Consider the following 9,281-nt stretch of genomic DNA (forward strand, 5'->3'; position numbering starts at 1 on the left):
AGGTCACACCCGTTCCCATCCCGAACACGGAAGTTAAGCTCTTCAGCGCCGATGGTAGTTGGGGGTTTCCCCCTGCAAGAGTAGGACGTCGCCGGGCGCAAGGTCATTGCCAATAGGTAGTGGCTTTTTTTATTGTCTAAAATTAAAAACTGTGAAAGCCGTTGCTGAAAAGTGACGGTTATTTTTGTGTTTATTTTTAAAAGATGAGGAATAATTGGTTGATCATCATAAAATAATCCGGAAAATACAGAGTTGCAATTAAAAGCTGGAAGTTGCAATTAGAGTCATGAAGTTACAATTAGAATTATGCTCGGTTATTTTCCGTTGGAATTCTGTGAAGGGTGTTTATTAAATTTACAATTAACATCGTTTGTAACACTTTTTATTAGCATGCATGATTCGCACGATGAAAGGGTATAGGTATATTGCTACTGTTAATGTGGCAGGGATTGTTGTTTCTACATTTGGTTATGGATGAGGTGTTATAATAGGAACAAAGAGTAAAGAAAGGGAAGTTGTTTAAATGAGTCAAAAGAAGACGGTATGGTTTGAAGTGGGAGAAGAAGAAAGTATTGATGATTGTTTGAAAAGAATGGCAGCCGATGGATACATGGTTGCTGGGAGGAAGGAAGAGCCGCTGTTTACGGAAGTGAATGGCCAATACGTTCCAGTACGACAACTAATTAAATTTAAAGGGATATTAGCAGACGAATAAATTAATAAAAAGACGAACGATGAAAAAACTTAATATAATATTGTTCGGTTTTTACCGTTGACGAATGCACTTAGTCTTGTTAAAATGTGTAGTGTAAACAGAATCCCCATATATACTGAGGAATTGGCCTTAGTGTTTCTACCAGGGCACCGTAATGCCCGGACTATGCGGGAAAGCAAATTTTCAGGAATCGTAGCGAAGGATGTGTGGGTACCAATGGGTGCATTCATCTTAACGCATATGTTAACGTCCTTGAATAATCTGCTTTTCACGCGTGGTGAAGAGCGGTTTATTCAAGGACGTTTTAATTTTAATCAGCAGAAAGTCCTGCTATTGCAACTACGCTAGGGCATAGTTGGCTTTATTCTAATTAATGAACTGTAATTATAAAGGAGCGGATTATAAGTGGAACCGAAAATCGGCGTAATCATGGGAAGCAAGAGTGACTGGGAAACGATGAAACATGCGTGTGACATTTTGGACGAGCTTGCTGTTCCGTACGAGAAGAAAGTCGTCTCAGCGCATCGTACGCCTGATTTTATGTTTGAGTATGCAGAACAAGCTCAAGGACGTGGTATACAGGTAATTATCGCTGGTGCAGGTGGTGCAGCTCATTTACCTGGAATGGTTGCAGCGAAAACATTACTTCCTGTGATTGGCGTACCGGTTCAGTCAAAAGCGCTGAATGGCATGGATTCCCTACTGTCGATTGTTCAAATGCCAGGTGGGGTACCGGTTGCTACGGTTTCAATTGGCAAAGCAGGCGCTGTGAATGCGGGTCTACTAGCTGCTCAGTTTTTAGGGGTTAATAATTCAGAATTAATGAAACGTCTTGAAGAACGTCGTCAGCAAATGCGTGATATTGCATTGGAAAGTAGCGGTGAGTTAGTATGAAAACCATTTTACCAGGGCAGACGATTGGCATTATTGGTGGAGGCCAACTGGGGCGGATGATGGGGCTTGCTGCGAAAGAGGCTGGATTCAAAATTGCTGTGCTAGATCCTGTTATGGACTCTCCTTGTGGTCAAATTGCTGATATTCGAATTGTTGCTCCTTATAACGATGAAGCGGCACTCGAGGAGCTAGGTGAGGTCAGTGACGTTATCACTTATGAGTTTGAAAACATTGATTATGAAGGCTTAAAAAGGCTTACGCAAATTGCGCATGTACCACAGGGGGCAGAGCTTGTTCGGATTACACAGAACCGAATGAATGAAAAGGCTGAAATCAAAGCATCAGGTGCACCTGTTGCTAACTATGTGACAGCACTGACATTTCAAGAGCTGACAACCAAAATTGCAGACGTAGGCTTCCCATGTATCGTTAAGACGGCATTTGGCGGTTATGATGGAAAAGGGCAAGTGAAGATTGATTGTGAAGAAGATTTGCATGAAGCGGAATCACTATTTAAGCATTCAGCATGTATCGCAGAAGCGTTTGTACCATTTATAAAAGAAATCTCAGTCATCATACAACGTAATGCGGCAGGCCAATCTTATTGCCTACCTGTTGCTGAAAATATTCATAAAAACCATATCTTACATGAATCAATTGTACCTGCGCGAGTAGATCGGAAGGTCATTGCACAAGCTGAAGAGGCAGCGACGAAAATTGCTGATTATCTTGAACTTGTCGGGACATTGGCAGTTGAAATGTTTGTGCTTGAAAATGATGCGATCATCATTAATGAATTAGCACCACGCCCTCATAACTCAGGTCATTATTCAATTGAAGCTTGTAATGTTTCACAGTTCCAGCAGCATATACGTGCTGTTTGCGGCTGGCCGCTTCGCATGCCGAAACTATGGGCGCCATCTATTATGGTCAACGTACTCGGTCAACATGTAGCGCCGCTCAAAAAGGTCGTTACGAATCACCCTGATTGGTCGATTCACCTATATGGAAAAGCAGAAGCAAAAGATAATCGTAAAATGGGACATGTGACCATTATGACGGACAACATTGATGATTTGCTTGAAGAAATTGAATCCACAGGTATCTGGGCTTAATAGGGGGAGACTTATGATCGAGTGTCATTTTTGGCAGACAACAGATCTGATTTTCAAACGGCTCCGTCCTGATTGAAAAATTGACGGTCGCTTTTCTACATTTCAATATTTTAGAGAAAAACTAATCTAATTCCATTTGGGAGGAAAAAAGACATGACGAAAGTAAACGTATACGTAACACTCCGTGAAAGTGTTGTTGATCCACAAGGAATTGCAGCAAAAGAAGCGCTTCAAGCGATAGGTTACCAGGAAGTCGAAAACGTCCGCATCGGAAAATTGATTGAACTAGAACTAGCGGGTTCAGAGACAGAAATCGATGCACGTGTCAAAGAAATGTGCGACAAGCTTTTGGTCAATAAAGTTATCGAAGATTACCGATACGAAATCGGGGAGGTCGCGGGCAAATGAAGTTCGCTATTCTAGTTTTTCCGGGATCGGGCTGTGACATCGATATGCATCACGCGGTAAATGAAGTACTAGGTAAAGACGCACAATATGTTTGGCATACAGATGCAAATCTTGAAAAATTTGATGCGGTACTTATTCCAAGCGGCGCGTCTTATGGCGATTATCTGCGTCCAGGTGCACTAGCACAAAGCTCGCCAGCCATTGTTAGCTTAAAAGCATTTGCAGCGTCAGGCAAACCGGTACTAGGCGTAGGTAACGGCTTCCAAATTCTTGCGGAAGCAGGTCTGCTACCAGGTGCTTTCCTGCGCAACAAAGGATTGAAATTTAGATCAGGTAAGGCGAAACTGACAGTTCACAATACAGAATCGAAATTTACGGCTGATTATGACAAGGGACAAGAAATTGCAATTCCATTTGCACATGAATTCGGCAACTATTATGTAGATGAAAAAACTGTAGCAGAACTAAAAAATACCAACCGTATTGTCTTTACATATGCGGATGGGAATGTTGATGGTAGCACAGAAGCCATTGCTGGTGTGTTGAATGAACAAGGAAATGTACTTGGCATGATGCCACTTCCTGAACGTGCAGTTGAGGAAATTATCGGAGGTACAGATGGAATGCCTCTATTCAATTCAATCTTAAAAAGGTGGAGTGAAAATAATGTCAGCCAAGCATGAACCGAACACACAGCAAATTAAAGATGAAAAGCTATACCTACAAATGGGGATGACCGACGAAGAATTTGAACGTGTAGAAAAAATGTTGGGTCGTCTTCCGAACTATACGGAAACGGGTCTGTTCTCTGCTTTATGGTCCGAACATTGTTCATATAAAAGTTCTAAACCAGTACTTCGCAAATTTCCAACTGAAGGAACACGCGTCCTTCAAGGTCCAGGTGAAGGTGCTGGGATTGTAGATATTGGCGATAATCAAGCAGTTGTTTTCAAAATGGAATCACATAACTCACCGTCTGCTATCGAACCGTTCATCGGTGCAGCAACAGGTGCAGGTGGAGTTTTACGTGATGTTTTCTCTATGGGATCTCGCCCTGTAGCACTTGTTAACTCATTACGCTTTGGAGATTTAACAGATGCTCGGGACCGTTTCTTGTTCGAAGAAGCGGTTGCGGGGATTGCAAGTTACGGAAATATCATTGGTATTCCAACAATTGCGGGCGAAGTTCAGTTCGATAACTGTTATTCAAAACGTCCACTTGTCAATGCGATGGCTGTTGGTTTATTAAACCATGAAGACATTCAAAAAGGTGTTGCTTCTGGTGTAGGGAATACAGTGATGTATGCGGGCGCTACAACAGGCCGTGATGGAATTCACGGAGCAACAATGTCTTCAGCTGAAGTATCGGTTGATGAAGATACAGCACCACCAGTTATGCAAGCAGGGGATCCTTTCCTTGAGAAGCTCGTGATGGAAGCTTGTCTTGAGCTTGTAAAATCAGATGCGTTAATCGGAATTCAAGATATGGGTGCGGCGGGACTTACTTCGTCAGCAGCTGAAATGGCATCAAAAGCGGGTTATGGTGTAGAGTTAAATCTTGATTTTGTGCCACAACGTGAAGAAGGCATGACGGCGTATGAAATGATGCTGTCAGAATCTCAAGAGCGTATGCTCATCGTTGTTAAAAAAGGCCGTGAACAAGAAGTGACGGACTTATTTGCAAAGTATAACGTTGAAGCAGTGTCAATCGGTACAGTGACGGATGACAAAATGCTACGTTTACTTCATAAAGGTGAAGTAGTTGCGGAAGTATTGGCAGATGCACTTGCTGAAGATGCGCCAGTTTACCATAAAAAATCTGAGGAACCTGCTTACTTCAGAGAGTTCCAAGCACAAGAAATGACAGAGCCTGTCGTGCAGGATTTGACTGCAACATTGAAGGATTTATTGCAACGTCCAACAATTGCGTCTAAAGAATGGGTTTATAATCAATTCGATACACAAGCGCGTTCAAATACAATCGTTGCACCAGGTTCGTCTGCAGGTGTTATTCGTGTAGATGGAACGAATAAAGGACTTGCAATGACATCTGACTGTAACTCACGTTTTGTTTACCTTGATCCAGAAACAGGTGGGAAAATTGCTGTTGCTGAAGCAGCGCGCAATCTAATTTGCTCTGGTGCAGAACCAATTGCAATTACAGACTGCTTAAACTTTGGTAGTGCGGATAAGCCAGAAGTATTTTGGCAGCTTGAGAAATCGGCTGATGGTATTTCTGAAGCTTGCATCAAGTTGAATGCACCTGTTATTAGTGGGAACGTTTCTTTATCAAACGAAGTGAACGGTGTTCCAATTTATCCAACACCAACGATTGGTATGGTTGGTTTGGTTCATGACTTATCACATGTAACGACTACAGCATTCAAACAAGCTGGCGATACAATCTACGTGCTTGGCGAAGCGGGTCTTGATTTTGGAGGCAGTGAACTTCAACAAATGATGGATGGTACAATTTCTGGTCAAGCGCCAGCAATCGATCTTGACGTTGAAGCGGCGCGCCAAAAGGCACTTTTGACAGCGATTCAAGAAGGACTTGTTCAATCTGCAACAGATCTATCTGAAGGTGGCTTTGCCATTGCGCTTTGCGAAAAAGCATTCGATGCAGAAGGTCTTGGCGCAGAAGTAACAATCGCAGGATCTGCTGTTACGGCATTGTTCAGTGAAACGCAATCTCGTTTCCTTGTCACTGTTAAAGAAGAAAATACAGCAGCGTTTGAAGCAGCTGTAGCAGATGCTATTAAAATCGGTTCGGTAACAGCAAGTGATCGAGTTGTTATCAATGGTGAAAATGGCGTGTTAATTGACGGGGCGGTTGAAGAATTCCGTTCTGCTTGGAAAGGGGCTATCCAATGCTTGCTGAACTCAGAGGCCTAAACGAAGAGTGCGGTGTGTTTGGCATTTGGGGTCATGTAGATGCGGCGCAGATCAGTTATTATGGTCTGCACGCCCTGCAACACAGAGGGCAAGAAGGCGCTGGTATTGTAACGAAAGACGGTAAAAAGTTGCACGTCATTAAAGGCGAAGGCCTCGTCAACGAGGTGTTTTCAGGTAATGAGATTGAAAACTTAAAAGGTAATGCTGCCATTGGGCAAGTGCGTTATTCGTCCGAAAATGGTCGAGGCATTGAAAATGTTCAGCCACTTGTTTTTCGTTCGACGACGGGCAGTCTTTCGGTTGCTCACAATGGTAACATTGTCAATGCGGTTGAATTGCGTGAGCACCTTGAACGTCAAGGTAGTATTTTTCAAACGAATTCAGATACAGAAGTACTTGCACATTTAATTAAGAGAAGTAGTGGTTCTTTAAATCAACGTGAACGTGTGAAAAAAGCATTGGCGATGTTAAAAGGAGCTTTTGCCTTTGTTATCTTAACGGATGACGGGCTAATGGTTGCACAGGATCCGAATGGTTTACGTCCACTGTCGCTTGGGAAAATGGGCAATGCATGGGTTGTTGCATCTGAAACATGTGCGTTCGATATTATTGGTGCTGAATGTATTCGTTCAGTTGAACCGGGCGAACTCATCATCATTAATGATAAAGGGCTTCATTCAGAGCGTTTTGCACCTGCCGCTGATTCGGCAATGTGTTCAATGGAGTATGTCTATTTTGCACGTCCTGATTCGGATATTGATGGCATTAATATTCACTCGGCACGTAAACGTTGCGGTAAACAGCTGGCGCGTGAAATGGCTCATATTGAAGCAGATGTTGTCACAGGTGTACCGGATTCAAGTATATCAGCGGCAATTGGATTTTCTGAGGAAAGTGGCATACCGTATGAACTAGGACTGATTAAAAGCCGTTATGTAGGCCGTACATTCATCCAGCCTTCACAGGAACTACGTGAACAAGGCGTTAAAATGAAGCTGTCTCCTGTGCGTCAAGTTGTCAGTGGTAAGCGGGTTATCGTGGTGGATGATTCGATTGTTCGTGGAACAACGTCTAAACGTATTGTGAGGATGTTAAGAGAGGCAGGGGCAACAGAAGTTCATGTTGTCAGTGGGTCTCCGCCACTTGTTAGCCCTTGTTTTTATGGGGTTGACATTAGTACAGATTCAGAGCTAATTGCAACGAATCGAACAGTGGATGAAATTCGCGAGCTCATTGAAGCAGACTCGTTAACATTCTTGTCGCCAGAAGGCATGCTTAAAGCGATTGGTCGTTCAGATAGTATGAAAAATTGTGGACAATGTTTGGCTTGTTTCACTGGAGAATATCCTACGGAAATCTATTCAGATACAGTTTTACCACATAAAAAAGAAATCGTTTGATAGGGAGGCTTTTGCATGTCGAAGGCATATGAAAATGCAGGGGTAAATATTGAAGCTGGCTATGAGTCAGTTGAACGGATGAAGTCACATGTTGCACGTACTGCTCGTAAAGGCGTTGCAGGAACGTTTGGCGGTTTTGGCGGGATGTTCGATCTTTCAGCGCTCGATTATAAAGAGCCAGTTCTTATTTCAGGTACAGATGGTGTCGGAACAAAGTTGAAGCTGGCGTTTATGGCAGATAAGCATGACACAATCGGTATTGACTGTGTTGCTATGTGTGTCAATGACATTGTTGCACAAGGTGCAGAGCCACTTTATTTCCTCGATTATATCGCACTTGGCAAAGCAGTACCTGCAAAGGTTGAAGCGATTGTTAAGGGAATTGCGGATGGTTGTGTCCAATCAGGAGCAGCATTAATCGGTGGAGAAACGGCAGAAATGCCAGGCCTTTATGAAGTCGATGAATATGATTTGGCTGGCTTTGCAGTCGGTGCATGTGAAAAAAGCAAAATTGTCACAGGCGAGAAAGTCGTTGCAGGCGATGTGATTGTTGGGATTGCTTCAAGTGGTATTCATTCAAACGGCTATTCTTTGGTCCGTAAAATTGTTCTTGAAGATAACGGCTATGCAATTGATGGTGTTATTGATGGCTACGAGGATCTTGGAACGGTTGGCGATGCACTTCTTGAGCCGACAAAAATCTATGCGAAGCCTGTTCTACAAATGCATCAGGAATTAGACGTCCATTCTATGGGCCATATTACGGGTGGGGGATTCTTCGAAAACTTGCCACGTATGTTTGCAGATGGATTTGGAACAGAAATCGACCTTGGTTCATGGCCAGTACTTCCAGTATTCAACATGCTGAAAGAAAAAGGCGAGCTGTTGGATAAAGATTTGTACAGTGTCTTCAATATGGGTGTTGGCTTTGCCGTAGCACTTCCAGCAGATCAAGCAGATCGTGCGATTGCCATTGCACAACAACATGGTGAAAAAGCGTATAAAATTGGACGTGTAGTAGCGGGTGAAGGTGTTACATTCACAGGCGACCATGACGGAAGTCTTGCCAAATGACTCGTAAAATAAAAATTGCCGTTTTCGCATCTGGAAGCGGCAGTAATTTTGCAGCAATTGCTGAAGCCTGTAAACTTGGTGAGCTTAACGCTGAAATCGTCCTAATGGTGACGAATAAGCCCGAAGCCTATGTTGTAGAGCGTGCTAAACAAGCAGGTATTCCAGTTGCAGCATTTCGACCAAAGGAATTTAACTCAAAAGATACATACGAAGAAGCGATTCTTGAAGCGCTTCGTGCTTCCGGGGCAGAATGGCTTGTCTTGGCAGGCTATATGCGCCTAATTGGACAACCGTTACTAGAGGCGTATCCTGCTAATATCGTCAATATCCATCCATCCTTATTGCCATCGTTCCCAGGAATCGATGCCATTGAACAAGCAGTCGAGCATGGCGTCAAAGTAACAGGCGTCACAGTTCACCTAGTCGATGAAGGAATGGATACAGGGATGATTTTGGCGCAACGTGCTGTCGATGTTGTCGATGGCGATGTAAATAAAACAGCAGAAGCGATTCATGCTGTTGAACATGATCTATATAAAGAAACATTAAATAACCTTTTTAGCCGGTAACTATTTACCGGCTTTACTTATATATTTATGTGTAATTTTGGACATTGTGATAATTTGATGTTCTATTATTGTTGATTGTAGCGTAAGGCGGCGACTCCAGCGGGAACAGCGCGAGCTGAAGACCCTTGGTGGAAGGCAGTCTAAAGACGCCGCGTCCTGCGGCAACGACTGCATGACCCACTTCGTGTGGGTCCAAGCCGTGCCCGCGGAA

At 43.3% G+C, this 9,281-nt stretch carries 11 protein-coding genes, 1 rRNA gene and 1 riboswitch; of the genes, 11 read left to right on the forward strand and 1 reads right to left on the reverse strand.

Going from position 1 to position 9,281, the window contains the following annotated elements; genetic code table 11:
- The 11 genes from rrf to purN form a co-directional block, all read left to right on the forward strand.
- A 5S ribosomal RNA gene (gene rrf, locus R2B72_RS18285) occupies positions 1-97 on the forward strand; the annotation flags it as partial.
- A gap of 426 nt (positions 98-523) precedes the next feature.
- Entirely contained in the window at positions 524-715 is a 192-nt protein-coding gene (locus tag R2B72_RS18290) for an NETI motif-containing protein (protein WP_318618321.1), read from the forward strand.
- Between the two features lie 86 nt (positions 716-801).
- Positions 802-901, forward strand: a riboswitch (purine riboswitch).
- The gene (locus tag R2B72_RS18295; protein WP_318618322.1) at positions 881-1,063 is read left to right on the forward strand and encodes a hypothetical protein; all 183 of its coding nucleotides are present in this window, start codon (positions 881-883) and stop codon (positions 1,061-1,063) included. (Overlaps the previous riboswitch by 21 nt.)
- 57 nt (positions 1,064-1,120) lie before the next feature.
- Positions 1,121-1,609 carry a 5-(carboxyamino)imidazole ribonucleotide mutase gene (gene purE, locus R2B72_RS18300; protein ID WP_318618323.1) on the forward strand — a complete coding sequence of 163 codons (489 nt, stop codon included), beginning with the start codon at positions 1,121-1,123 and terminating at the stop codon, positions 1,607-1,609.
- Positions 1,606-2,724, forward strand: coding sequence for a 5-(carboxyamino)imidazole ribonucleotide synthase (purK, locus tag R2B72_RS18305; RefSeq protein WP_318618324.1), 1,119 nt, complete (start codon positions 1,606-1,608; stop codon positions 2,722-2,724). Before purE ends, purK begins: the two co-directional genes overlap by 4 nt.
- Before the next feature lie 153 nt (positions 2,725-2,877).
- Entirely contained in the window at positions 2,878-3,132 is a 255-nt protein-coding gene (gene purS / locus R2B72_RS18310) for a phosphoribosylformylglycinamidine synthase subunit PurS (RefSeq protein WP_318618326.1), read from the forward strand.
- On the forward strand, positions 3,129-3,815 hold the full coding sequence (gene purQ / locus R2B72_RS18315) for a phosphoribosylformylglycinamidine synthase subunit PurQ (protein WP_318618328.1): 687 nt from the start codon (positions 3,129-3,131) through the stop codon (positions 3,813-3,815). The genes purS and purQ overlap by 4 nt, the downstream gene beginning before the upstream one ends.
- Positions 3,799-6,027, forward strand: a complete 2,229-nt coding sequence (gene purL / locus R2B72_RS18320; protein WP_318618329.1) for a phosphoribosylformylglycinamidine synthase subunit PurL — start codon at positions 3,799-3,801, stop codon at positions 6,025-6,027. The genes purQ and purL overlap by 17 nt, the downstream gene beginning before the upstream one ends.
- Positions 6,003-7,427, forward strand: coding sequence for an amidophosphoribosyltransferase (gene purF / locus R2B72_RS18325; RefSeq protein WP_318618330.1), 1,425 nt, complete (start codon positions 6,003-6,005; stop codon positions 7,425-7,427). The genes purL and purF overlap by 25 nt, the downstream gene beginning before the upstream one ends.
- A 15-nt stretch (positions 7,428-7,442) precedes the next feature.
- Positions 7,443-8,501: a phosphoribosylformylglycinamidine cyclo-ligase gene (gene purM / locus R2B72_RS18330; protein ID WP_318618331.1), complete on the forward strand. Its 1,059-nt coding sequence runs from the start codon at positions 7,443-7,445 to the stop codon at positions 8,499-8,501.
- Complete coding sequence (gene purN, locus R2B72_RS18335; RefSeq protein ID WP_318618332.1) at positions 8,498-9,070, forward strand: phosphoribosylglycinamide formyltransferase; 573 nt, start codon at positions 8,498-8,500, stop codon at positions 9,068-9,070. The genes purM and purN overlap by 4 nt, the downstream gene beginning before the upstream one ends.
- Before the next feature lie 25 nt (positions 9,071-9,095).
- On the opposite strand, the gene R2B72_RS18340 is transcribed toward purN, so the two are convergent.
- A partial coding sequence (locus R2B72_RS18340; protein ID WP_318618334.1) for a hypothetical protein occupies positions 9,096-9,281 on the reverse strand: 186 nt, incomplete at its 5' end.

This window comes from Sporosarcina sp. YIM B06819, assembly GCF_033485175.1.
GTDB lineage: Bacteria > Bacillota > Bacilli > Bacillales_A > Planococcaceae > Sporosarcina.